The sequence below is a fragment of the Gordonia insulae genome (assembly GCF_003855095.1).
Taxonomy (GTDB): Bacteria; Actinomycetota; Actinomycetes; order Mycobacteriales; family Mycobacteriaceae; genus Gordonia; species Gordonia insulae.
On sequence record NZ_CP033972.1, the window covers coordinates 2,320,042 to 2,343,827 of the forward strand.

Consider the following 23,786-nt stretch of genomic DNA (forward strand, 5'->3'; position numbering starts at 1 on the left):
ACCCTAGGAGATCACCATGCGGATTCACATCGCCCTCGACGAGTGCGAAGGACACGGAATGTGTGCGATGCACGAGCCCGATCTATACGACATCGACGACGATGGCTTTGCGGCCAAAGCGGATTTCGTTGTGCCCCAGGGCATGGAGCCTGCCGCCCGCAACGGCGCAACTCGATGCCCGATGAGCGCGATCAAGATCATAGAGGATTGACGCCGACGCGCGCAGCGGTGTGCGGTCACACGTGAACCTCCTTTTGGGAACCTCTTGACCTCCAAACTGGAGAACGCTATTCTCCAGTCATCGACATTTTCGATTGGAGGTTCTGCATGGAAAACCCTGAGGACAAGGCCGCGCTGGCCAGATGGCTCGATGACGTCGGGGCACCCGGCGACGGAGAGAAGCCAGAGATCGAGCGCCTGACCGGCGGCTCGCAGAACGAGCTCTTTCGGATAACCCGGAGCGGGATGACCGGCGTCTTGCGCATGCCGCCCGCCGGCGCGGACGATGCGCGACTCGACGGTTTACGGCGCGAGCTACGACTGTTGGCCGCCCTCAAGGGTTCTGAGGTTCCACATGCGGAACTCATCGGCGGCGAACCGACCGGTGACGTGCTGGGGTCGCCGTTCTACATGATGCAGTCGATCGACGGGTGGAGCCCGACCGGTTCGTGGGCGGCGCCGTTCGACACCGACCTCGACGCCCGCGGTGAGCTCGCATTCGAACTGGTCGGCGGCATCGCGCAACTGTCCAAGGTCGACTGGCAGGGCCGTGGTCTGACCGGATTCGGCCGGCCGGAGAACTTCCACGAACGCCAGGTCGACCGCTGGCTCGCATTTCTCGGCAACTACCGGTTCCGGGAACTTCCGGGTCTGGATGTCGCGGCGGATTGGTTGCGCGCCAACCGTCCCGCACGGTGGTCCCCGGGAATCATGCACGGCGACTACCAGTTCGCCAACGTCATGTTCCACAACGGCACACCGGCCAAACTCGCCGCGATCATCGACTGGGAGATGACCACCATCGGCGATCCGCTCCTCGACCTCGGCTGGGCTCTCCTCGGCTGGGACGGCGAATCGCCCAAGACCGACTTCTACGTCGATCTCGAGGGTATGCCGAAGCGCTCGGAGTTGATCGCACACTACGAGAAGATCAGTGGGCGCTCGACCGCCGACATCCACTATTACCTCGTGCTGGCCAACTGGAAGCTCGGCGTGGTCCTGGAGAAGAGTTACGCGGCACTGGTCAAAGGCGATCGCAAGGACGAGAAGATCGAGACCTTCGGACCGCTGGTGCTCGATCTGATCGCGACGGCCGCCGACCTCACGACCGAACGAACCGAAGGGGTGTGACATGGGTTATGCGGACACGCTTTTCGACCTGACCGGCAAGGTTGTCGTCGTCACCGGCGGCAGCCGCGGCCTCGGACGCCAGATGGCGTTCGGCGCCGCGCATTGCGGCGCAGATGTGGTCATCGCCAGCCGCGACTTCGAATCGTGCGCCACCACTGCGAAGGAAATAGCCGACGCCACCGGTCGAAGTGTCATGCCCTTCGCAGTCCACGTGGGCCGATGGGATCAACTCGACGGGCTCACCGATGCGGTCTACGAACGGTTCGGCCGTGCCGACGTCCTGATCAACAATGCGGGCATGTCACCTGTCTATGACTCGGCCTCCGACATCAACGAGAAGATGTTCGATGCGGTGGTGAACCTCAATCTGAAAGGTCCTTTCCGGCTGTCGATTCTGTTCGGCGAACGGATGCAGCAGGCCGGCGGAGGGGTCATAATCAATGTCAGCTCAACCGGTTCCATTCGGCCGGCGCCCTGGATCCTTCCCTACGCGGCGGCCAAGGCCGGCCTCAACGCATTGACGGAGGGCCTGGCACTCACGCTGGGACCGACCGTACGGGTCAACACCCTGATGTCCGGACCTTTCTACACCGACGTGAGCAAGCACTGGGACCTCGAGTCGACCAAGAAGGCGACCAAGGCCCACGCCCTGCAGCGAGCCGGGGATCCACCCGAAATCATCGGCGCCGCCCTCTATCTGATGTCGGACGCATCCAGCTACACGAGCGGCGCGACCCTCCGGGTCGACGGCGGCATTCCGTAAGACGATCAAGGAGCGCACCACCATGGCATGGGATTTTTCCACCGATCCGGATTTCCAGGAGAAGCTCGACTGGATAAGGACTTTCGTCCAGCAGGAGGTCGAGCCGCTCGACACCCTGTTCCCCGGATGTGAGTATCTGCCGCTCGACGACGAGCGGCGCAAGATCGTCGACCCGCTCAAGCAACGCGTCCGCGATCAGGGACTGTGGGCCGCACATCTGGGCCCGGAGCTCGGCGGACAAGGCTTCGGCGCGGTCAAACTGACCCTCATCAACGAGATACTGGGCCGAACCGACTGGGGACCGATCATTTTCGGCACTCAGGCACCCGACACCGGAAATGCCGAGATCTTGGCGCGGTTCGGGACCGAGGCCCAGCGAGACCGCTACTTGGCACCACTGTTGGCCGGGGAGGTGTTCTCCTGCTTCTCGATGACCGAACCGCAGGGCGGCGCCGACCCCGGAGTGTTCACCACACGAGCCAAACGCGACGGAGACGACTGGATCATCACCGGCAGCAAGTACTGGTCGTCGAACGCTGCGGTGGCATCCTTCTTCATCGTCGTCGCGATCACCAATCCCGACGTCCCGGTCCACCGCGGAGCCACCACGTTCCTGGTGCCCGCGGAAAGCGAGGGCGTGGTCATCGAGGCCAGCCACCACTTGTTCGGCGCCCATCGGCATGAACCTGGGCACTCCCTGGTCCGCTACGAGCGAGTGCGGGTTCCCGCCGACGCGATGCTCGGCACCGAGGGTGCCGGATTCGAAGTCGCACAGTCACGGCTGGCCGGCGGCCGGCTGCACCATGCGATGCGGTCGATCGGGGTTGCCCAGAAGGCCATCGACATGATGGCCGAGCGAGCGCTGAGCCGGGAGACCAAGGGATCATCACTCGCCGACAAACAGTTGGTGCAGGCTGCGATCGCGGACTCGTACACCGAACTGATGCCGTTCCGGCTGGCCGTGCTGCATGCCGCCTGGCTCATCGACGAACATGGAGAGCATGCCGCTCGCACCGACATCGGCGCCCTGAAGGTGCTCACGCCCAAGGTGCTCCAGTCGATCACCCTGCGCGCCATTCAGATCCACGGCGGGCTCGGCGCCACCGAGCAACTACCGCTGGTCGACATGCTGATGACCGGCATAGCATTGGGACTGGCCGACGGACCGACCGATGTCCACAAGATGAATCTCGCCAGGGGCCTGCTCAAGCGTTACAAGGCCGACGACCCGATGTGGCCGTCACAGTTCCTCGGACGCAAGATCGAGGCGGCGCGGATCAAGTACGGCGACCTGGTCGACGCGGTGCCGGCAGTGCCTGCCGGACCCCCGACCGGGCCGTGACGCCGAGCGATATCCTTGAAGCTCGCAGTCGTCGGCAGGAGCAGTATGAGTTCACGTGCAACCGCGGCGGTCGACCGGGCCCTGGACAAGCGGCAGCGCCAGGCCGCTGCCGATGTCGAGCGGATCCTGGTCGCCGCGGCCACCGTGATGGAACGAACCACTCCTGCCGACCCGCGGGTGTCCGACATCGTCGCCGAGGCAGGAACCTCGAACAAGACGTTCTACCGCTACTTCACGGGAAAGGACGATCTGATCCTGGCGGTGATGGAGCGCGGCGTGGGTATCGTCGCGTCGTATCTCGATCACCAGATGTCCAAGGAACCCGAACCTGCGGCACAGATCGACCGATGGATCAGAGGTGTCCTGGCCCAGGTCGGTGACCCGAAACTGGCGAACATGAGTCGCGCGGTGACCCGCCAGCTGAGCTTCACCGACGACTCGGGAAGGGCGGACGTCCGGGTCACCGAGCCACTGCGTGATCTGCTGTACCGTCCCATTTCCCAGCTGGTGATCGACGACCCCGTCCGCGCCACCGACACGGTGTTCACCGCTGCACTGGGAATGATGCGTAGGCAGTTGTCCCTGGACGAGCCCGCCCGCGCCGAGGACATCGACTTCTTCATCACTTTTTGCCTGAAAGGGCTCGGCACAGAACAGGCTTGATACCCGATGCGAGCAGCGATCTGTCGGCAGTATGGACCGCCGGAGGTGATCGAGGTCGGCGATTTCGCCGATCCAGAACCGGCGGCCGGCGAACTTGTGGTGGCAGTGCGGTCGGCAGCAGTCAACTTTCCCGACGTACTCACCATCGCCAACCGGTACCAGCGTTCGACGCCACTGCCTTTCGTCCCGGGAAGTGAATTCGGAGGAGTCATCGTCGAATCGAGCATCGACAGTGGTTTCGCGGCAGGGGATCGGGTCTATGGCACGGTTGCCACAGGTGCGTTCGCGGAGTATGTCACCGTTCCCGCCGCTCGGGTACAGCGTATCCCCGATGGGGTCGACGATGACACCGCCGCCGGTTTCGCCGTCGCGTACACGACTGCATACCACGCCCTGTGTACTGCCACAGCAATCCGCAAGGGCGAGTGGGTTGTCGTACTCGGCGCCGGCGGCGGAGTGGGATCGGCCGCCATCGATCTCGCCCATCATCTCGGAGGCCGAGTGATCGCCGCAGCGTCGGGTGACAACAAGCTCACACTGTGCCGCCGGCGCGGGGCCGAGGTGGCCCTCGACTACCACACCGAAGATCTCCGGAGCCGGATCAAGGAGATCACCGGCCAGGGCGCCCATGTCATCATCGATCCGGTCGGCGGCAGGTCATCAGAGTCGGCGTTACGCTCCCTGCGTCGTGGAGGTACATTCGTCACCGTCGGATACGCGTCCGGTGAGATACCGGCAATCCCATTGAATCTGGTACTCCTCAAGGGCATCACCATCACCGGTGTCGATGTGGGGACGATGCCTGTGCATCAGCCGATGGCCGAATCGCGGGGCCGGGCGGAGCTTCACCGGATGCTCTCCGACGGCGTACTGGCGCCATACGTCGACAGTGTCCACCCACTCGCCGAGACCACCAAGGCGCTGCGGCGCGTGGCCGACCGCCAGGCCCTCGGCAAGATCATCATCCGCCCCTGACGCTGCCCGCGACACAGTCAATGTTCTAGAGTCGGCCTTCGGTCCGCAGCGACGCGGGAACCCACCGCGGGTTGCGTCGCTCTTTGAACGCCGCGAATCCCTCGATGGCTTCAACACCGGCTTGGCTCTGCCGCATGGCTATCCGATCGAACAGGCCGAGGTAGTGGTCGAGGCTCTTCTTGATGTCGAGGCGGGCGGCGGGCGCGGTCCGACAGATCTCGGCCAGGAGCTCGGTCGCGCTGCCCATCAGCTCCTCGTGCGGAACCACCCGCGTCACCAGACCCCAGTCGAGCGCTTCCGCGGCGCTCAGCACACGTCCGGTGAACATCAGGTCGCGAGTACGGACCGGCCCGATCGTGCGTGCCAGGATCTGCGCGTAGTAGGTGTCACTGATGCCGCGGAACAGTTCGGGCACCCGGAATGTGGCACGCTCACTCACCACGGAGACGTCGCTGCAGAGCGTGATCATGAATCCGCCGCCCTGACAGATGCCGTTCACCGCAGCGATCACCGGTAGCGCGGTGACACGCAACGAATCGAACGGGGTGGCATCCATCCCCAGGTGCCCCATGTCCATCCAGTCATCGACACCGGTACGTCCCAGGTCGCCGCCAGGGATGAACACATCTCCGGTTCCCGTCAGGATGAGTCCGTGAATATCCGGATCCGACTCGCAATGCGCGATGGCATATCGCAGCCCGAAGTACATGGCCGGACTCAGCGCGTTCCGGGCATCGGGGCGATCCACCGTCACCACGGCGAAGGGTCCCGCACGGTCCAGCCTGAGGAACGGCGTACCCAGCCAGTCACCCGCAGGTGGACTCGGCGATGCCACGCGGGCTACCCGCCCAGCCGCAGACCCGAGGCGCGGGTACCGAACACGTCGACACCCATGATGGTGCCAAGTTTGTTTGCATCCCAACGCTTTCCACCGTTGGAGACAGCGCTGATGGGAGTCCAGCCCTTGAGCCACTGGATGTTCTCACCGAGCGCCTTGATCACCTGGCCGCTGACGTGACCCGCCTCCGGGCTGGCGAGCCAGGCGACGACCGGCGATCCCAGCGACGGATCCTTGGGGTCGAACTCGTCCTCGGATCGCTCGTCCGGTTCGATGGGCGCCGCGGCGCCGGCCATCGTGGCCGACATCCGGGTGCGCCCGCCGGGGCTGATCGCGTTCACCGTGGCACCGATCGAAGCCAGTTCGAGGCTCAGCGTTTGTGTCAGTCCGACGATCGCCGCCTTGGCCGCGCTGTAGTTTGTCTGCCCGAAGTGTCCCTGAAGACCGGCACCCGAGGTGGTATTGATGATCCGGCCGTAGACCTTATCGCCTGTCTCCTTGGATTCTTCACGCCACTTGCGGGCCACGGCACGGCTGGTCAGCCAGCTACCGCGCACATGCACTCGCATCACGAGATCGAAGTCGTCGACACCCATGTTCCAGATGGCCCGATCGCGGACAATACCTGCGTTGTTGACCACGATGTCCAGCCGGCCCAACTGGGAGTATGCGCGTTCGACCAGCAGGTCGACGGACTCTTCGTCACCGACGTCACTGAAGTCCGAGATCGCCTTGCCGCCACGGTCTTCAATGATCTGGACAACCTCGTCGGCGACCTTGCCGGTGCCCTGGCCATCGAGCGAGGTACCCAGATCGTTGACGATCACCGTGGCACCGTGTTTCGCGAGCTCCAACGCGTGACCTCGTCCGATGCCGTGCCCGGAACCGGTGACCAGCGCGACCTTGCCGTCCAGCAATCCGCTCATTAGTGGTGTACTCCCTCGTGAATTGTGTGAGTGGCCGGCAGTGTCAGGCCGGCCGGAAGATCGTGGCAGTGAGTTCGTCTGTGATGGGCCGGAATCCGACGGTCACCGGCATTCCGACGTGGAGGTCGGTGGGTTCACAATCCTCCATGTTCGTCATCAGCCTCGGACCCTCGTCGAGTTCGACGATGGCCGCGATGTAGGGCAACCGCTCCTTGAACGGATGCAGATCGTTCACGTACACCGTCGAATATGTGTACAACGTGCCACGACCGCTGGCTTCGATGCTCGTCACGTTCTCGCTCCAACACGACGGGCAGAAGGGCCGTGGGTAGTGATGCACCTTTCCGCAGTCATCGCAGCGGGCGATGAGCAGCGTGCCGTCGTTGGCGGCATCCCAGTACGCCGTGGTCGCAGTCTCGACCGTCGGGATGTCGGCGCGCGGTTTCGCCGGAGTGTTCGGCGTCGAGTCCGTTTGTGCCGCCATCGTCACCACCCCACAAACTCGGCGGGTCGCTTCTGAACGAAGGCCTGCACGCCCTCACGGGCATCGTGTGAGTACGACTGGATCTCCTGGGCCATCGCCTCGGTGACAAAGGAACCGGCCCGGTCGACGTCGGGCGACTCGTTGAAGAGCCGTTTGGTCAGACCGATAGCGCTGGTCGGCGCGGCAGCGAGGCGCCGAACGTACTCACCAACCGCCGCGTCGAGTTCGTCGGCGGCCACGACCTTGTTCACCAGACCGAGGCCGAACGCTTCGCTTGCCGGCAGCTTGTCTCCGAAGAAGGCCATCTCCTTGGCCTTCTGCATACCGATCCGACGTGGCAGCAGGTATGCGCCCCCGCCGTCGACCACCAACCCGCGCTTGACGAATGACTCTGCAAAGTAGGCGTTCTCGGTCGCAACAACCAGATCCGACGCGTACGCGAGATGAGCGCCGACACCGGCGGCCGCACCCTGGACGACCGTGACCACCGGCTTGCTGCAGTCGAGCACCGATGCGACAAGACGCTGCGCACCGCCCATGATGGTCTTCATCGGGCCGGTGGTCCGTTTCACGTTGTTGGCATGTCCGTCGGCGAGTTTCACCACATCGGCGCCGGCACAGAACTGCTTGCCACGGCCTCGGAGCACTACGACGCGCACCTCGTGGTCGGTGCTCGCCTCGAGGAATAGTTCGATGAGGGTGTCTCGGTCAGCGGGCCGAATGGCGTTGGCCGCCTGGGGACGATTCAAATGGATCGTCAGAACGCCCTCGGTCAGCTCGCTCTGCACGGCGTCCTCGTCGACCCGCATGTCCAGCTCTGTCATTTTGTCCCCGGGGTGTATTCAGCACGGAGATGTTTGATCCCGTTGAGGAAATTGGAGCGCAAAGGCACCGGCTCCCCGACCGAGCGGATATCCGGGTAACGCTCGAACAGCATCCGGAACGCGACGTCGAGTTCGAGCCGGGCGAGGTGGGCTCCCAGGCAGAAGTGCGCACCGGCCCCGCCGAAGGCCACATGCGGGTTGGGATCCCGAGCGATGTCGAACTCTTCGGGATTCTCGAAGATCGTGTCGTCGCGGTTGGCCGACGTGTACCACATCACGACCTTGTCGCCTTCGAACAGTTCGAGGTCGCCCAGCATCACACCGTCGCGGGTCACCGTACGCCGAAAGTGGATCACCGGAGTGGCCCAGCGCAGCATCTCCTCGATGGCCGTGCTCGCATATTCCTCATAGTCCGCCAACCAACGGTCACGCTGATCAGGATGCTGGGTCAGGACGTGCAAACCGTGGGAAATCACATTCCTGGTGGTCTCGTTGCCGGCTCCGACCAGCAAGATGAAGAACTTCGCCATCTCCTGCGGCGTCAGATTCTCATCGTCTGCCGCAACGAGTTTGGTGATCAGGTCGTCCTGCGGGTTGGCGATTCGATCTTCGGCGAGGTCGTTGAGCAACGCGATGAGTGCCTGGCTGGCGGCGGTGACGGCCTTCCCGATGCCACTCGCGGACTGGTCCGCGATGTACTCGGCATCGGACGCACCCAGGATGATGTTCGTCGCTTCGAGGATGAACTTCTCATGCTCACGAGGGATCCCGAGCAGATTGTCGATGATGCGCAGCGGCAGCAATGACGCGAACTCTTCGACGAAGTCACACTCGCCGGTGTCGGACATCTCATCGAGGATCTCACTGACCGTCTCCTCGATCTCGTCACGCAGTCCCGAGAGATTTCGCGCCGTGAAACCGCGCGAGACGATCTTGCGCAGTCTCGCATGCTCAGGGTTGTCCATGTCGATGATCGAGCCACGGTACTCGCGCAGTTCGGCCGGCTGATCAAAGATCTGTGTTCCACCGATTCCTGACGAGAAGTCCTCCGGCCTTCGGCTGACCTCGAGGATGTCCTCGTAGGTCGTCAGAGCCCAGAATCCCTTGGGTCGCCGTCCGTCCGTTGTCGATTCAAGCGGCACGAACATCCGCGGCCGATCACGGCGCAGCGCCGCAAAGGCCGCGTCTCGTTCGGCCGGCGACTGTTGCCACCAGGAAAGCTCGTGTAACGGGGTCGACGCGATCTCGTCGGTTTCGATCATGTGCACCGCCTCTGATAGATATGCTGGACCCATTCTGGCATTGGTGTCACTATTTGGCAACCACGCTGAACTGCATCTTTGTTGCTTCGGATGGCACGCTGTCAGAACATAACTGGCTCAAACGTCACTTGTAGTCGAGGAGGAACGATGACAGCCTACGAGGCGCCCGCGCTGGTGATCAGTGAATGTCAGCAAGGTCTTCTGGACCCGCCACCGGGGGCCTTCTCCGGACTTGCCGCACAGGCCGCGGGCCGCGGCCTGATCGAACGCACCGCTGAACTCGCCCGCGCCTTCCGGTCACGCTCGCTTCCGGTGGTGCACTGCACCATCGTTCATCGCGCGGACCAGAAGGGCATGCTGCCCAACTCGTATCTCGGCAAGATGGCGATCGAGGAACGCATGATGGTCGAGGGCACCCGCGATGTGCAGATCCCCGCCGAACTGGGCCCTGAACCCACTGATCTGGTGAGCTCTCGGGCGACCGGCCTGACCGCGTTCTACGGCACGGATCTGGACGCGATGCTGAGGCTGCAGCGCGTTCGGACTCTGGTCGTTGCCGGGATCTCCACCAACGTCGCGTTGCCCGGACTCGCACTCGAGGCTGTGAACAGGGGCTACGACGTGGTCCTCGCGGAGGATTGCACCGCAGGTACCACCGCCGAGGATCACCGGTACATGGTCGACAACCTCCTCGCGATGCTCACGCGAATCACCCCGGCAGCCGACGTCATCGGGCGGCTGCCGGGGTGATGTTTGCAGATCAGCTGATCGCGAGCGCCGCTTCCGCATCGGAGACGGCGTCTCCGTTGATCGAGAACCCGCCGTCGACCGTGACCATCGAACCTGTGGCGAACTCGGCCTCATCGGACGCGAGATAGGTCGCCGCATAAGCGATGTCCATCGGATTCCCGATCCGGGTGAGACGGCCACCACCGGTGTGATGACCGGAATCCCCACGCCCGGAGACCACACGGCCCACCAGGATGCAGTTGGCCCGGATACCGTCCGGGCCCCCCTCGACCGCCAGCGACCTTGTCAAACTCGCGACCGCCGACTTGGCGGCGCCGTATGCACCGAATCCTTTGAACCCCGCGATCGCCTGTCCCGAGGAGATGTTCACGATCGAGGCACCTTCTGCCGAAATCAGATGTGGCCAGGCATACTTCGATGCCCAGAACACATTTCCGGTCAGAGTTCCGGTCAGGATCGAATCCCACTCTGCGGTGGTGTACTCGTGCAGCGGTTTCACCGTCGTGGCGACCACGTCGGTAGGTGCCGCGTTGTTGACGAGGGTCGAGAGACCGCCGAACCGGGCCACCACCGCATCGATGGTCGATCGAACACTGTCCTCGGAAGTGACGTCGAGTGGAAAGAACTCGGCCTCACCGCCGGCATCGCGGATGAACTGGACGACCTTGTTGCCGCGTTCCACCGTCCGCCCGGTGACGGCAACCTGGGCACCCTCGGCGGCAAAGTGCTGAGCGATCGATCGGCCGATGCCCCGGGTCGAACCGGACACCAATGCGACCTTGCCCTGCAGGCGCGACCCCTGGCCGCTCACAGGGAATCCCTCAGGTTCTGCATTGCCACCAACCGTCTCCTCGCCATGGTGATCGAATCTGCACTTCCCGAATCAGATTCGAGCTTGTTCAGCTTGTTCCGCTCGAACTCGATCTCGTCATCGAGACGGTCACGGGACTCTTCGCGGGTGAGCAGGTCCTGGTCCACCCAGTCTGCTGCATCGATGTCCTTGTGCTCGGCCACGTCGACGGTCCTCACTGTGCCGAGGCCTCGACGCGCGGGAAGTTGTACAACGTGCGCGCATTGAGTTCCACGATCTTGTGAGCCTCGTCGTCCGGCACTTGCGCCAGCAACTTTTCGGTGTAGCGCCGACTGTTGGGCCAGTTGGAATCCGAATGGGGGTAATCGCATTCCCACGTGATGTTGTCGATGCCGACCTTGTGGCGCCGCGCCACACCTTCATGGTCGTCGATGAAGCAACCATAGATGTTGGAACGGAACAGATCAGAGGGGCGAACCTCCTTGTTGACGTTCTGGTACCAACGGTGCTTCTCCCACGTCAGGTCGATGCGCTCGAGCAGGTACGGCATCCAACCAATCCCTCCTTCGGACAACGCGACCTTCAGGTTCGGGAACTTGTAGAAGACCGGCGAGAAGAGCAGATCGGCGGTGGCGTACATCGAATTGGTACCGAAGAGTGCGATCATCACCGCCATCGGGGCCTCGGGCGAGGTGATCGGCGCCCGTCCCGACGACCCGAAGTGCATGCACAGCGGCATCTTGGTTTCTTCGGCCGCGCGGAACACCGGGTCCCAGAAGTCGGTGTAGAACGACGGAAGGCCCAGCGAAACCGTGTTTTCCGGAAAGGTGATGGCCTTCGCGCCCTTTGCGGCACAGCGGTAGATCTCGGCCGCGGCGGCCTCGGGGTCCCACAGTGGGAGGATGATCAGCGGGATGAACCGGTCCGGAGCGGTCGCCGCCCACTCGTCGAGGTGAAAATCATTCCAGGCCTGGACCGACAACAGAGCGAGCTCTTTGTCCTCGCCCTCGAGGAATACCGTGCCGGCGAAACGGGGAAACGACGGAAAGCACAGCGCCGCCTGCACACCATCGATGTCCATGTCGGCAACTCGGGCCTTGGCGTCATAACAGCCGGGCAACATATCCGAATAGCGAGTGGGATCCATGCCGTACTCCTGCGGCTTCTTGCCCGCAACCGCGTTCAGACCGATGTTCGGATAGATACGGCCCTCGTAGGTCCACACCTCAGCGAGCTTCTTCTGCGCGGCACGGCCACCCTCGCCGCGCGCGGCGTCGAGCAGAACTGCCGACAGGCCCTCGTCCCCGTGCTGTTGACTCATGTCCATCTCGATGATCCGCGGCCCCTGGTCGAGGAACTTCCGCGGCAGCCGATCGGACCAGACATTCGGTGGCTCGATCAAGTGATCATCGACGGAAATCAAGTGCATGTAATCCTGGAGCGGCACGACGCCTCCTGCTGCGTATGACGGGCTGAGGAAGAAACGGGGCACCGGTAATCTCGGCGCCGTTCCCGTATATCTGACAGTGCGTAACGCTAGTGACAGTGATCACAAGTGTCAAGCTCTACCAGGACCTTCTTCTGTATTTCGAGATCAGCACCGCCCAGAGGCCGGGTCTAGTACCGTTTGCGTCTGACATTAATGTCACTACGGAGGGTGATCGACTGTGGATCTGCGGATGCGCGACAAGCGCTATGTCCTGATAGGTGGAACAGCGGGAATGGGTTCGGCCACGGGCCAGGTGCTTGCCGGCGAGGGCGCCTCGATGGTCCTCATCGGTCGCGACGAGTCCAAGGCCCAGGACGCCGCGCGCGCCGCCGAAGAGTCGGGCGCCACGAAGGCGTACGGAATCGCCCGCGATGTGAGTGCGCCCGGTGGTGCGCGGGAAGCCGTCGACACCGCTGCCGAACTTCTCGGCGGGATCGACGGGTTGGCGGTCACCATGGGAACCGAGGGCATGGTTCCAGTGGAATCGTCCGACGATGTCTGGACGTCGGCCTTCCGCGACGTCCTCCTGGCCACGACACGCTCGGTCGAGGCAGCGCTTCCCCACCTCAAGAAGACTCGCGGCACCGTTGTCACCACCGCCGCGTATTCCATCCGCTCACCCGAAATCGCCAGACTCCCCTACGCATCTCTCAAAGGCGGCGTCGCGGTGTTCACCAAAGGAATCGCCAAGACGTACGGGAAGGACGGCATCCGGGCGAATTGTGTCTGCCCGGGCGCCGTCGAGACCGCTCCATTGGCAGCGCTCCGGGTCCAACTCGCCGAGCAACGCGGATACCCGGTGGAGACCGCACTCGAGCGGGTCATGGTCGAGGAATGGGGCTTCGACGCGGCACTTGGGCGCCCCGGCAAACCCGAGGAGATCGGCGAGCTGATCGCGTTCCTGCTTTCGCCACGCGCGGGCTATCTCACCGGATCACTCATCAACATCGACGGCGGCACGAACTTCTGAACGGAGGCCCTGCAATGAAATCGGCTCTTTCTCTGAGGCATTGGTTCTATCCCGCCGTAGCGGCGGCCATGATGATCGGATTGTCCACACCGGTTGCCGGGGCCACACCGCATGCTTCTGCCGGATGCGCCGAGATCTCGGTTCCCGTGGCTCTCGCACCTGGCGGCCCGGTCACCGCGAACATTGCGGGTGGCTATTGCGTCCCGGCCGCTGATCCGGGGACCACTCTGCAGATCCTGATCCCGGGCGCGACCTACGACCGCTCGTACTGGGACTTCCCTGGATTCGACGGCAAGTACTCCTACGTCCGTCACGCGTCGGGTTCCGGAAAAGCCACACTGGCAATCGATCCCATCGGTGTTGGCAAGAGTTCGAAGCCGTCCGGCGTTCAGGTTTCCGCATACACGGCTGCGCAGACCGTCCATGAGGTCATCGCGGCCGCCCGCAAAGGAGAACTGGGCCATCGCTGGGACAAAGTTGTCCTGGTCGGCCACTCATTCGGCTCACTGACCGCGATGATGGAAGCCGGAATGTACGACGACATCGACGGCCTCGTGATCAGCGGCGCCTCACATGCCCCGGGCCCCGGTGGCATCCTGCAGATCCAGAGGACCGTACGACCAGCGCTCCTCGATCCGGCCACCAGTGATTCCGTCCCGGCCGGCGACTACACCTACCTCAGCGTGCCGGGCGCCCGGGCGACGGCCTTCCACGCACCTGGGGACTCGGACCCGGCGGTCGTCGCCGCCGACGAAGCGACCCGGGTTGCGGGAACGATCGGCGTCCTGGCGACAATTCCGGTATTCATCCCCACGACGTTCGGCATCGACGTTCCCGTACTCATCGCAAACGGCCGGGCGGACAAGGTCTTCTGCGCCCAAGGGGGCGGCGGTTCGCTCACCGACTGCGCCTCTGCCGACAGTCTCCACCGTTCCGAACGCCCGTACTTCCCAAAGGCCGATGTGAGTACTTATGTTCTGCCCAGGGCGGGGCATTCGATCAACCTGGCACTCAACAATCGAGCGTTCTTCGAGCGTGCGTCGAGGTGGATCGACTCGATCTGATCGGCCAAGGTCACCAGCGGTTCTCCACGCCCGCCATCCGAGTTCGCAGTGTCGACCCGCAGCGGTGGGTCGACACTGCGAACTCGTTCGGACCGTCTCGTTCAGGCGTCGAGGGTCAAGAGCATCGACCCTGCCTCGGGTCCGCCACCGATCCCGACGGCAGCCACCGACACGTCCTTCTTGATCTGCCGGTCTCCGGCCTCACGCCATAGTTGCGTGCAGGCTTCATGGAGGAACCCGTACCCGTGGAGCCGACCGGCCGACAGCTGCCCCCCGTGCGGGTTGATCGGCAGCGTCCCGTCGAGCGCGTAATGGCCTTCCTCATCGAGGAACTGCCCCACCTTGCCATGGTCAGCGAATCCGAGTGCCTCGATCCACTGCGAACACAGGTAACTGAATCCGTCGTAGAGGGTCGCGAAGTCGACATCGGCAGGTGTGAGGTCGGTGCTGTCCCACATCGACGCGGCGGCGTCATGGGCTGCCATCGTGGTGAAGTCGGTCCGCTGATCCCAGGTGTGGCGTTCGTAGAGCGCTGCGCCTGCGGCCTCGATCGTGATCGGAGGGTGTGGAAGACCGGCGGTTTCCTCTCGCCGCGACAAGATGATGGCGGTGGCGCCGTCGCACGGCACATCGCAGTCATACAGCCCCATCGGAGTCGAGATCATCCGGGCGCTCAGATAGTCGTCCATCGTCATCGGAGTGCGGTAGATCGCATTCGGGTTCAGCCCGGCGTTGCGCCGGGCATTGATCACGAGCTTTCCGAGTTGCTCGCGCGTCAAACCGAATTCGTACATGTAGCGTTGCGCGTACATGCCGATCCAGTTGGCAGGTGACGCCGCGCCGAACGGCAGCCGGAACTCGGCATGACCCGAGGCCCGGGTAGCTTTCTGTGTCAACGCCGCCGCGCGTCCCGACGCCTGCGCAGTGGCCTCCCACACTGATCGGAAGCAGAGCACGTGCTTCGCCCGTCCGGACGCGATTGCTGCCGCAGCGTCGAGGAGCGTGCCGATCTGCCCGGAGGTCTCCACACCACTGACGTGCCACGTCGTCTTGAGGCCGAAGGCATCGCGAACGTCGTGGGTCGTCGCGCCGACGAACCCGCCCTCGGCCGCCACCGGACCCGGATAGCTGGCGACACCATCGATGTCGTCGAAAGACAAGCCGGCATGGGCAACGGCCCGTTCGGTTGCCTCGAGTGCGAGGTCGATACCCGAGCGGCCGATGCGCCTGCCGATCTGAGACTGACCGATCCCGGTGATGACTGCTTTGTCGTCGACGAATGTCATGCCGCCACCGGCCTGAAGAATGGCAGGGCCACGTCGTCATGTTCTTCGAACACGACCTCGACCGCCATACCGATCTCGACTGCGTCGACATCGATGCCGACGATGCAAGTGGTCAGGCGGACATCTGGTTGGTCGTCGAGTTCGACCACGGCGATCACGTACGGGGGCGGGAACGCCGGGAACCACGGGTGGTGATTGACGGTGAACGACGAGATCCGGGCGCGTCCAGATGCGGCCTCGGGACCGACGTTGCGGCTTCGACAGCGCCAGCACGCACCCACCGGTGGATGAATCCAGCCCCGGCACTCCTGGCATCGGTAGATGCGGAGCTCTCCTTCGAAACCGCCGGTCCAGAAGGCCTGCGATTCCGGCGTCACCTCCGGAAGCATCCGGCCCGTGTCAATCGACATCCTGTATTTCCTTCCGAGAACCACCGTTGCCGCGGTGGTGCAAACGTGGTGCCGGACGTGACGCCGGTCACGGCTACTGAGGCTACCACTTCGTGGGCATATCGTCAGATACCAATCTCGCGCAATCACACCCCTTGCATCTACGTCATCTGCATTAGCGGCCCTAACTGGGAATAGCTCCGTGTCAGCGGTCGTGATCCGCGCCACAAATTGCGATCCTTTTCATGTACACTCAGTCAGATATTGGTCGATGGGCCTAGGCGACACTCGCTCGCGGTCCGTCGAGATCTGGACCGAAAGGAACAATGCCGTGGTTGGTGTGATGAATGGAATTCGTGTCGTCGAGGTAGCGGCGTGGACGTACGTGCCCGTCGCGGGGGCGATCCTCGCCGAGTGGGGCGCCGACGTGCTCAAGATCGAGCACCCCGAATCGGGCGATCCTCAGCGTGGGCTGGTCACCTCTGGCCTGATCCCCGCCGGCGGCGTCAACCACATGTTCGAGCTCCCCAACCGTGGCAAGCGCAGTGTCGCACTGGACCTGAAGTCGGAGCAGGGTCGCGATCTGCTGATGAAGCTGGTTGCCACCGCGGACGTCTTCCTCACCAACTTTCGTCCGGACGCTCGGAAGAAGTTGCGCATCGACGTCGAGGACGTTCGCGCCGTGAACGACAAGATCGTGTACGTCCGCGGGTCTTCCACCGGCCAGCGCGGCGATGAAGCCAACCGCGGCGGGTACGACATGACATCCTTCTGGAGTCGCGGTGGCGCCGCCGACAATGTCAGCCCAGACGAGCTCGACTACCGACTCACCATGCCCGGCCCCGCATTCGGTGATGTGCTGGGCGGGCTCACCATCGCCGGCGCCGTCTCCACCGCATTGCTGCATCGCGAGCGAACGGGTGAGGCTCTCACGGTCGACAGCTCGTTGCTGGCAATGGGCGCCTGGGCGATGGGCGCAACCATTGCGGGCGCCAACGCTTTCGACATGGAGCGGTACCCCAAGCACACACCGTCGACGGCGGCGAATCCACTTGTCAACATCTACAAGACCTCGGACGACCGCTTCATCTCGTTGGTCATGCTCGAGTCCGACCGATTCTGGCCCGAGTTGGTCACCGCACTGGGCATTCCGGAGATGATCACCGATCCTCGATTCGAAAGTCACAAGAAGCGAGGCGAAAACCGTCTCGAAGCCATCGAGGTCCTCAACAACGCCTTCGGCAAGCGAACCCTCGAAGAATGGAAGAAGGAGCTCGCCCACATCGACGGGTCGTGGTGTGTCGTACAGACACCTCGGGAGGTGGTCACCGACCCGCAGGTCCTCGCCAACGGGTACATCTCCGACGTGACCGACTCGAACGGCGTGGACTTCAAGCTCGTCAATACCCCGATCCAGTTCAACGAAGTGCCCAACGAGCTGACCCGCGCTCCCGATCACGGTGAACATACCGACGCCGTCCTCGAAGAGTTGGGGCTGACGATGGACGAGATCATCGATTACAAGGTCAGCGGCGCGATCCTGTAGGCAGCGGACAATCTGAGAGCGGGAGTGCACCGAACGGTGCACTCCCGCTCTCAGATTCGGTTCCTGCTCGACGGGCGCCGTCGGCGATGGCCGTGCCCGGTGACGTTCACCGGGCACACTCGGGTGGATCAGACTCCTGCGGTAGCGCTTTCCAGCGCAGCCGCGCCGTCCGCGTCGGCCGCCGGGTACCGGAGGATGCCACGGACGTTCTTGCCGGCACGCATGTCGTCGTACCCGTCGTTGACACCCTCGAGCGGGTAGCTACGGGTGACCATCGCATCGAGGTCGACGAATCCACCGCTCCACAGCTCCAAGATCTTGGGGATGTCGGCGCGCGGGTTGGCCGAACCGTACAGGCTGCCCACGATCTGCTTTTCCTGCAGGGTCAGGTCCATCAGGTTCACCGACACCTCGCGTTCGAGCATCGGATGAATGTTGGTGACAACGAGACGTCCGCGTTTGGCAGTCATCGCCAAAGCCTTTGCGATCAAACGACCTTCGCCCACACCCATGGCGCAGATGAACTTGTCGGCGCCCCGGTGCCAGGTGGCCTCGGCAACCACCGCGGGTGCTTCGTCCCACGATTTCGCCACGTGAGTGGCGCCCATGGACAGGGCGATCTCTTGCTTGTGCTCCGACGGATCGATCACCGTGATCGTGCGGGCGCCCGACAGCTTCGCGCCCTGGACCGCCGCGGCGCCGATGCCGCCGACGCCCGCGACGACCACGTTCTCCCCGGGCTGAACGTCGGCGGTGTACACCGACGAACCCCACCCGGTGATGAACCCGCAACCGAGTAGACACGCACGATCAAGGGGATGGTGCGGTTCGATCTTGATGCAACTCGCCTCGTTGACCACGGTGTGGTGAGCGAAGGAGCCCACCCCACAGGCGAGCGCGAGGTCTTCTCCTGCAATGTGGTGGCGTGCCGTGTCGTCCTGGATCTGGTTGCCACTGTATATTTTTGCCCCCAGGTCACACAGGCTCTGATGGCCGTTGGAACAAGAGGGGCATCGCCCACACGACGGAATGAATCCGAAGACAACGTGATCACCGGGCTGGAGCCACGACACATGAGAGCCGACCTGCTTCACCACACCCGCGCCCTCGTGCCCGCCGATGCAGGGCAGCCTGAAAGGCATGTCGCCGGTAACGATGTGCTCGTCGGAATGACACATGCCCGAGGCATGCAGTTCGACCAGAACCTCTTGTTCTTTCGGCGCATCGAGTTCGATTGTCTCGATCTGCCATGCAGCATTGCGCTCCCACAGGACCGCCGCCTTGGTCTCCATAATCATCGTCCTTCCACACTGGTTCTGACGAGACGTCAGAGAATGATCGATTGCGACTCGAGATACGTCGCGATGCCTTCTGGCCCGCCCTCACGGCCGATCCCAGACTTCTTGAAGCCACCGAATGGACTCCCGAAGTCCAGGGGTGCAGGCGAATTCACCGATACTGAACCGGTCTGCATACGAGTGGCGACATCGGCCGCCCGGACGGGATCAGCCGACCAGACCGCCCCCGCCAGGCCGTACTCGGAATCGTTGGCCACAGCAACCGCTTCGTCGTCCCCGTCATAAGCGATGACGACGGCAACCGGGCCGAACAGCTCGTCACGGGCGATCGCCATGTCGTTGTCCACATCGGCGAGCACTGTTGGATTCACGTATGCCCCACCGTCGAGCCCGTCGGGCCGCGTGCCTCCTGCGACCACACGGGCGCCCGCCTCGATCGCGCCGGACACCGCCGCCTCGATCCGGTCTCGGGCCGCCTTATTGATGACGGGACCGACCTCGGTCTCCCGCTCGGTCGGATCTCCGACACGCATCGCCGCCACGGCCGCGGCAAATGGTTCAAGGATTTCGTCGTAGCGACTGCGCGGCAGAAGAATACGCGTCTGCGCTGCGCAGATCTGTCCGTTGTTCGCCATGACGCCGGTGACCAAACCCTTGATGAGTTTGGCATCGACGACAACGTCGTCGAGAACAATGGCGGCCGATTTTCCGCCGAGCTCGAGCGTCACACGGCGGATGTCTCGTGCACACGCCGCTCCGATCCGCTTTCCGGCGCCGGTGGATCCGGTGAAGCTGACCTTGTCGACACCAGGATGCTCGACCAAGGCCTCTCCGGTGGCGATGCCACCGGAGACGATGTTGACCACACCCGCCGGGATACCGGCTTCCTCGATGCACTCACTGAGCATCGACAGACCCAGCGGCGCCTCGGGGGATGGTTTGAGGACGATCGCACACCCCGCCGCCAGCGCCGGCGCCATCTTCAGTGCCGCGGTGAACAGCGGAGCGTTCCATGGCACGATCGCTGCGACAACGCCCACCGGAACACGTCGCACCAGCACCTCCCCACCGATCAGCGATGGACGCTTGGCCTCGAACTCGTAATCCGGCGCAATTGCGGCGCACGAACGGTATACACCGAGGGCAGTGGCCAACTGCCCGAACGGTGTCCACTTGCGCGGCGAGCCGACCTCGGCGGAGATGAGGTCGGCGAAGACCTCGGTCCTGGATTCGATTGCGTCGGCCAACGCGGAGATCGCCGCCGCACGCTCCGCCGGACTCCAATTCCGCCACGGCCCGTGATCAAGAGCCGCCCGAGCGGAGTCGACGGCGACACCGACGTCGGCCGTGCTCGCCTCACTGACGCGACCGAGCACCACGCCGGAGGCCGGCGAACGGACCTCGATGCGTGGCCCCGACGTCGGGCTCCATTTGCCGGCGACATACATGCCTTCGTATTCGTACACGGGCAACCTTTCATCCTTCTCCGCGAGCGTCGAAGCCAAGGTGCAGCGGCCGCCCATCGAAATCGACTCAATTCTGGCAGTAATGTCACTCTAGGGCAAGGTGCCGCCCCAGCGGTTCAGCCGAAGAGTGGGCCGAGCTGATCGGGCGTGCTGCCGTGGAGGACCAGTTCGTCGGCACCCGCGTCGCGGTAGCTCTCGAATGTCTTCCAGCAGTCGGCCGCCGACCCCACCGCCGCCGCCGAGCGAATCCATTCGACCGGCAGCGAGGATGCGACATCGGTGAGTTGTTCGCGGGTCCGAACCGAATCCGCTGCTCCGCGAAGGCCGACCAGATGGGGATGTGCACGCAGCGCGTCGAGGTCCTCGATCGACCACCCGTTGACCTTTGCGAGCTGTTCGCCGAACTTGGGGATCTGGTAATAGGTCACCGCACGCGCACCCACCACGGCCATCTCCTCGGCGGGGTCGAGGCCCGATGCGACCACGACCGTCGCATAGATGCGCACACTGCCGGCCTTTCGACCAGCTTCTTTCTCGGCTTCGCGGACCGCGGTCACCGATCGTGCCACCGCCTCGGGCGTCAGAAACGGGTGCAGCAACACGCCATCGAAATGTCGCCCGGCGATGCCGAGACCCTTGGGCCCGATTGCCGCGAAGACGAGGGGCGGAACAGGCTGATCGGGAAGGTCGGTGAGACGCAGGGATGGGTAATTGCCCGCGGGTCCATCGTATTTGACCTTCTCGCCCCGGCAGAGGCGGCGAAAGAGCTCAGCCGAGTCGATGATTGATGCGTTGGTGGAAGTCGGTAGCCCCACCGCCTTCCACATCGCGTCGACAGAGCGCCCGATCCCGATCACGATGCGACCGTTGGACATGGCCTGGGCGGTCATCGCCATCGACGCGAGCATCGCGGGATGTCGGGACTGGAAGTGCGTGATTCCGGAGGCGATCCTGATCGAGTCGGTGACCTGGCCGATGGCCCCGGCCAGGACCCCGAAATCCTTCGTGCCCCATCGCTCACTGAGCCACAGTGTGCTCAGCCCGAGCCGCTCCGCTTCCATCGCCTGGCCGATGGCCGGACGCGGATCAGGCACCCGTCCGGGAAGCGTGTACGCACCCAGGGCGGGAGAGGCCGGTTGCCCGGCCTTGCCGACCGGAGGCGGCACTTTTTCGGCATTGGTGGATTTTCCGTCGGTCATACCCCTATTCTGACAGTGTTGGTCACTTTAGGAAAGGGTCTTCGCCGCCGGGTTCTTCGGACGGCGAACCGGGCCCGGGGAAGGCAATCGCATGGTGTACACACCGACCCGCGGCGAACTCGGGGGCGGAGCCCGCGAGGTCCTCGACTCATGGCTACCCGAGCGCATCGCACCCGACGGCACCGACTTCGAGATCTCGGACTTCTCGGCTCCCGACGCCGGCTACTCGGGCAAGACCGTGTTCTTCGCCGCACGTTGGACAGACACGACGGGAACCCGGCAGCACACGGATCTGGTATTGCGCATGCAGGCGTCGGACCATCAGCTGTTCACCACCCCCGACGCGCCGAGACAGGCCGAGATCATGCAGCGACTCGGCCGTACCGCCGGGATCGCTGTTCCGGAGATCGTGTGGATCGAACACGACGAATCGGTCCTGGGCGCCCCGTTCTACTTGATGCGTCGCGTCGCGGGCCGCACCCCGTCCGACGTCCCGAGCTGGCACAAACGCGGGTGGACCGCAGAGCTGTCCGAGTCAGATCGAGAACTTCTGTGCGATAACGCCATACGATCCCTTGTTGCAGTCCACCAAGTCCAGGACCCGGATGTGCTCGACTACCTGTGCGCTGATCCCGCCACCGGTGACACCGCACTGGCGCGCTACCTCGACAACCTCCGTGGATGGTACGAGTGGGCACGTGCCGACCTGGTGGTCGGCTCGCAGATCCTCGCACGCGCATTCGACGTCATCATGACCCTGGCCCCTGACACCAACCGCGAGGGGGTGGTCTGGGGGGACGCGCGGGTGGGAAACATGTCCTTCGCCGACGACATGTCGGTCGCCGCACTCTTCGACTGGGAGACTGCCACCACTGGTCCTCCGGAAATCGACCTGGGGTGGTGGTTGATGTTCGAAGAGTTCCTTTGCGAGGCATTGGGTTTCACCCGAATGCCGGGAGTCCCGGACAGTGACGAGACCGTCCGCCGCTATCTCGAGTTCGGCGGACGGATCGACGGTGACATCACCTACTACCAACTGGTGGCGGCGTTTGTGTTGTCGCTCATCAATAATCGACTGGCCGTTCTCCTCGCCCGGGATGGCCTCGCCGTCGACATCGCACACAGCTACCCCACCACCGTCGTCGCACTCGTCGATAGATACCTCACCGAACTGAGCACCGGAGGAACCAGATGAGCAGTACCACAGATCCAGACGCATCCCCGGTCGGCACCACCGGCCTGCCCTGGGAAATGGTGATCGAACAGGGCAAGATCAGGGAGTTCGCCGCGGCAATGCAGTCGGACAATCCCGCATACCAGGGTGCGGAGGCCATCATCCCACCCACCTTCTTGGTGAATGCCGCACAGTGGGCGCCGGCCGGAGTGCGGGTCAATGTCGGTTTCGAGCGAAAGCGACTGCTACACGGCGAGCAGGAGTACGTGTTCAGCGGCCCTCCCCCGAAGGTCGGCGACGTCCTCGTTGCCCAAGAGCGCATCGTGGACAGATACGAAAAGCCCGGCAAACGCGGCGGGCAGATGAGATTTGCGGTGGTCGTCACGGACTACCGCCACCGCAATGGCGATCTCGTCGCCCAGGCCAAGGCAACCTTCATCGAACGCGCGGCGAAAGAGGCATCGAAATGACGAGCACCCAAACCGTGTTCGCGGTCGGCGATACCGCCCCTCCCCGCGATTTCGGACCATTGACCCGCCAGATGTTTGTCCGATACTCCGGGGCCTCGGGTGACCTCAACCCGATGCATTACGACGATGAGATGGCGCGCAGCGCGGGAAACCCGTCGGTGTTCTCCCAAGGAATGCATCAGTCGGCGCTCCTCGCGACATTCGCAACAGACTGGCTCGGCGCAGCGAATGTGCGACGATTCGGAGTGAGATTTCGAGAGCAGGTCTGGCCCGGAGACATCTTGACCTGCACCGGAACCATCACGGCGATCACTGATGGCGCCGATGGGGAGACCGTGGCCACAGTGGAGTTGATCTGTAGTCGGCAGACCGGTGCCATCGCGATCGCAGGATCAGCGGATTTCGTCATCACGCGGGCGCAGGCATGACAACCCGACGACAGCCACG

General features: G+C 63.7%; 26 protein-coding genes. 13 read left to right on the plus strand and 13 right to left on the minus strand.

The genetic code is table 11. The annotated features are described in order from the left end of the window. The first annotated feature begins 16 nt into the window (after positions 1–16). The 6 genes from D7316_RS10490 to D7316_RS10515 all read left to right on the plus strand — a co-directional run bounded on the left by D7316_RS10490 (position 17) and on the right by D7316_RS10515 (position 5,093). Positions 17–211, plus strand: coding sequence for a ferredoxin (locus D7316_RS10490; RefSeq protein ID WP_119032209.1), 195 nt, complete (start codon positions 17–19; stop codon positions 209–211). 116 nt (positions 212–327) lie between these two features. After that, entirely contained in the window at positions 328–1,350 is a 1,023-nt protein-coding gene (locus tag D7316_RS10495; RefSeq protein WP_119032210.1) for a phosphotransferase family protein, read from the plus strand. Between the two features lies 1 nt (position 1,351). Next, positions 1,352–2,113, plus strand: coding sequence for an SDR family NAD(P)-dependent oxidoreductase (locus D7316_RS10500; RefSeq protein ID WP_005199538.1), 762 nt, complete (start codon positions 1,352–1,354; stop codon positions 2,111–2,113). Between the two features lie 22 nt (positions 2,114–2,135). Then, a complete protein-coding gene (locus D7316_RS10505) occupies positions 2,136–3,455 on the plus strand; it encodes an acyl-CoA dehydrogenase family protein (RefSeq protein WP_124708211.1) in 1,320 nt (439 codons plus the stop codon). 45 nt (positions 3,456–3,500) lie between these two features. Then, complete coding sequence (locus D7316_RS10510) at positions 3,501–4,118, plus strand: TetR/AcrR family transcriptional regulator (protein ID WP_005199540.1); 618 nt, start codon at positions 3,501–3,503, stop codon at positions 4,116–4,118. A gap of 6 nt (positions 4,119–4,124) precedes the next feature. Beyond that, the gene (locus tag D7316_RS10515; protein WP_164473763.1) at positions 4,125–5,093 is read left to right on the plus strand and encodes an NADPH:quinone oxidoreductase family protein; all 969 of its coding nucleotides are present in this window, start codon (positions 4,125–4,127) and stop codon (positions 5,091–5,093) included. Between the two features lie 25 nt (positions 5,094–5,118). Here D7316_RS10515 and D7316_RS10520 read toward each other — a convergent pair whose 3' ends face one another. The 5 genes from D7316_RS10520 to D7316_RS10540 are packed head-to-tail and all read right to left on the minus strand — an operon-like array spanning position 5,119 to position 9,427. After that, positions 5,119–5,928 carry an enoyl-CoA hydratase/isomerase family protein gene (locus D7316_RS10520; RefSeq protein WP_005199542.1) on the minus strand — a complete coding sequence of 270 codons (810 nt, stop codon included), beginning with the start codon at positions 5,926–5,928 and terminating at the stop codon, positions 5,119–5,121. 5 nt (positions 5,929–5,933) lie between these two features. After that, entirely contained in the window at positions 5,934–6,857 is a 924-nt protein-coding gene (locus tag D7316_RS10525) for an SDR family NAD(P)-dependent oxidoreductase (protein WP_005199543.1), read from the minus strand. 43 nt (positions 6,858–6,900) lie between these two features. Continuing rightward, on the minus strand, positions 6,901–7,341 hold the full coding sequence (locus D7316_RS10530; RefSeq protein ID WP_005199544.1) for a Zn-ribbon domain-containing OB-fold protein: 441 nt from the start codon (positions 7,339–7,341) through the stop codon (positions 6,901–6,903). A 2-nt stretch (positions 7,342–7,343) separates the two neighbouring features. Then, entirely contained in the window at positions 7,344–8,165 is an 822-nt protein-coding gene (locus D7316_RS10535; protein WP_039880734.1) for an enoyl-CoA hydratase/isomerase family protein, read from the minus strand. Beyond that, positions 8,162–9,427 carry a cytochrome P450 gene (locus D7316_RS10540; RefSeq protein WP_005199546.1) on the minus strand — a complete coding sequence of 422 codons (1,266 nt, stop codon included), beginning with the start codon at positions 9,425–9,427 and terminating at the stop codon, positions 8,162–8,164. The genes D7316_RS10535 and D7316_RS10540 overlap by 4 nt, the downstream gene beginning before the upstream one ends. 147 nt (positions 9,428–9,574) lie before the next feature. Here D7316_RS10540 and D7316_RS10545 point away from each other — a divergent pair, with 147 nt between their 5' ends. Continuing rightward, complete coding sequence (locus D7316_RS10545) at positions 9,575–10,177, plus strand: cysteine hydrolase family protein (RefSeq protein WP_005199547.1); 603 nt, start codon at positions 9,575–9,577, stop codon at positions 10,175–10,177. 10 nt (positions 10,178–10,187) lie between these two features. Here the strand turns inward: D7316_RS10545 and D7316_RS10550 are convergent, their stop codons facing one another. Genes D7316_RS10550 through D7316_RS10560 form a run of 3 tightly spaced genes read right to left on the minus strand, consistent with a single transcriptional unit; the run spans position 10,188 to position 12,435 of the window. Then, positions 10,188–10,988, minus strand: a complete 801-nt coding sequence (locus D7316_RS10550; RefSeq protein WP_005199548.1) for an SDR family NAD(P)-dependent oxidoreductase — start codon at positions 10,986–10,988, stop codon at positions 10,188–10,190. Beyond that, positions 10,985–11,191: a hypothetical protein gene (locus D7316_RS10555; RefSeq protein WP_124708212.1), complete on the minus strand. Its 207-nt coding sequence runs from the start codon at positions 11,189–11,191 to the stop codon at positions 10,985–10,987. The genes D7316_RS10550 and D7316_RS10555 overlap by 4 nt, the downstream gene beginning before the upstream one ends. Positions 11,192–11,202: 11 nt before the next feature. Beyond that, the gene (locus tag D7316_RS10560; protein WP_164473764.1) at positions 11,203–12,435 is read right to left on the minus strand and encodes an amidohydrolase family protein; all 1,233 of its coding nucleotides are present in this window, start codon (positions 12,433–12,435) and stop codon (positions 11,203–11,205) included. 232 nt (positions 12,436–12,667) lie between these two features. On the opposite strand from D7316_RS10560, the gene D7316_RS10565 reads away from it, so the two are divergent. Next, positions 12,668–13,447, plus strand: coding sequence for an SDR family oxidoreductase (locus D7316_RS10565; RefSeq protein WP_039880774.1), 780 nt, complete (start codon positions 12,668–12,670; stop codon positions 13,445–13,447). Between the two features lie 146 nt (positions 13,448–13,593). Further along, positions 13,594–14,511, plus strand: coding sequence for an alpha/beta hydrolase (locus D7316_RS10570; RefSeq protein ID WP_164473765.1), 918 nt, complete (start codon positions 13,594–13,596; stop codon positions 14,509–14,511). 101 nt (positions 14,512–14,612) lie between these two features. Here D7316_RS10570 and D7316_RS10575 read toward each other — a convergent pair whose 3' ends face one another. Together D7316_RS10575 and D7316_RS10580 are read right to left on the minus strand one after the other, a co-directional pair. Continuing rightward, a complete protein-coding gene (locus D7316_RS10575) occupies positions 14,613–15,797 on the minus strand; it encodes a thiolase family protein (RefSeq protein WP_005199554.1) in 1,185 nt (394 codons plus the stop codon). Continuing rightward, positions 15,794–16,207: a Zn-ribbon domain-containing OB-fold protein gene (locus D7316_RS10580; protein WP_005199555.1), complete on the minus strand. Its 414-nt coding sequence runs from the start codon at positions 16,205–16,207 to the stop codon at positions 15,794–15,796. The genes D7316_RS10575 and D7316_RS10580 overlap by 4 nt, the downstream gene beginning before the upstream one ends. A gap of 322 nt (positions 16,208–16,529) precedes the next feature. On the opposite strand from D7316_RS10580, the gene D7316_RS10585 reads away from it, so the two are divergent. Continuing rightward, positions 16,530–17,732 carry a CaiB/BaiF CoA transferase family protein gene (locus tag D7316_RS10585; RefSeq protein ID WP_039880777.1) on the plus strand — a complete coding sequence of 401 codons (1,203 nt, stop codon included), beginning with the start codon at positions 16,530–16,532 and terminating at the stop codon, positions 17,730–17,732. Between the two features lie 128 nt (positions 17,733–17,860). On the opposite strand, the gene D7316_RS10590 is transcribed toward D7316_RS10585, so the two are convergent. The 3 genes from D7316_RS10590 to D7316_RS10600 all read right to left on the minus strand — a co-directional run bounded on the left by D7316_RS10590 (position 17,861) and on the right by D7316_RS10600 (position 21,695). After that, entirely contained in the window at positions 17,861–19,024 is a 1,164-nt protein-coding gene (locus D7316_RS10590; protein ID WP_119032214.1) for an NDMA-dependent alcohol dehydrogenase, read from the minus strand. A 35-nt stretch (positions 19,025–19,059) separates the two neighbouring features. Beyond that, on the minus strand, positions 19,060–20,496 hold the full coding sequence (locus tag D7316_RS10595) for an aldehyde dehydrogenase (RefSeq protein ID WP_124708215.1): 1,437 nt from the start codon (positions 20,494–20,496) through the stop codon (positions 19,060–19,062). A 116-nt stretch (positions 20,497–20,612) separates the two neighbouring features. After that, positions 20,613–21,695 carry a TIGR03857 family LLM class F420-dependent oxidoreductase gene (locus D7316_RS10600; protein WP_269462495.1) on the minus strand — a complete coding sequence of 361 codons (1,083 nt, stop codon included), beginning with the start codon at positions 21,693–21,695 and terminating at the stop codon, positions 20,613–20,615. Between the two features lie 91 nt (positions 21,696–21,786). On the opposite strand from D7316_RS10600, the gene D7316_RS10605 reads away from it, so the two are divergent. The 3 genes from D7316_RS10605 to D7316_RS10615 are packed head-to-tail and all read left to right on the plus strand — an operon-like array spanning position 21,787 to position 23,767. Beyond that, on the plus strand, positions 21,787–22,890 hold the full coding sequence (locus D7316_RS10605) for a phosphotransferase family protein (RefSeq protein WP_124708216.1): 1,104 nt from the start codon (positions 21,787–21,789) through the stop codon (positions 22,888–22,890). Next, positions 22,887–23,339, plus strand: coding sequence for an FAS1-like dehydratase domain-containing protein (locus D7316_RS10610; protein WP_005199561.1), 453 nt, complete (start codon positions 22,887–22,889; stop codon positions 23,337–23,339). Before D7316_RS10605 ends, D7316_RS10610 begins: the two co-directional genes overlap by 4 nt. Continuing rightward, positions 23,336–23,767 (plus strand): MaoC/PaaZ C-terminal domain-containing protein, encoded by a 432-nt coding sequence (locus tag D7316_RS10615; protein WP_124708217.1) that lies wholly within the window; start codon positions 23,336–23,338, stop codon positions 23,765–23,767. Before D7316_RS10610 ends, D7316_RS10615 begins: the two co-directional genes overlap by 4 nt. The last annotated feature ends 19 nt before the right edge of the window (positions 23,768–23,786 follow it).